Source organism: Yeosuana marina, from assembly GCF_011762485.1.
GTDB lineage: Bacteria > Bacteroidota > Bacteroidia > Flavobacteriales > Flavobacteriaceae > Yeosuana > Yeosuana marina.
Window position 1 is genome coordinate 1 of the sequence record NZ_JAAKGI010000031.1, and the last position, 589, is coordinate 589.

A 589-nucleotide genomic window follows, 5' to 3' on the forward strand; every position below is an offset into this window, starting at 1 on the left:
GAATGGTAGGCATTGTGAATGTTTCTGTAGCATCAGCAATACAATTTACAGTACTGGCTCCATCAGGATCAGTGATAGTGAAAGCAGGCGTATCAATGGTATAAACGTATGACCAATCATCTGAATTACCAGCACAGTCGGTATACGTATAGGTATAAGTTCTAGTTCCTTCACAAGTTAATGGATCGGGTGTATCAGTAATCACTGCAGCCGAAGGCGTTAATATGTTACCATTAACATCTTGAATGGTAGGCAATGTGAATGTTTCGGTAGCATCAGCAATACAATTTACCGTACTAGCTCCATCAGCAGGCACTGTAAAAGGTGCTAAAATGATGGTATAAGTATACGTCCAGTCAGCAGAATTACCAGCACAGTCTGTATAAGTAAATGTATATATTTTAGATCCTTGACAATCTGGAGTAGTTGATGTATCAGAAAGTACAGGAACCATTGTGTTACCACAATTATCAGTAACAGTAGGCGGAGTAGGCTCTACAGCATCAGCTAAATTACTAACTGTTTCTAAACCGTTAGCAGGTAAGATAAAGGCAGTAAGATCAATGGTATACGTATATGCCCAAGTATC

Annotated in this window: 1 protein-coding gene; it reads right to left on the bottom strand. The window is 39.2% G+C overall.

The features are described 5' to 3' along the window. Positions 1-589, bottom strand: a 589-nt coding sequence (locus G5V56_RS15625; protein ID WP_206285914.1) for an HYR-like domain-containing protein, incomplete at both ends; no start/stop codon positions are given.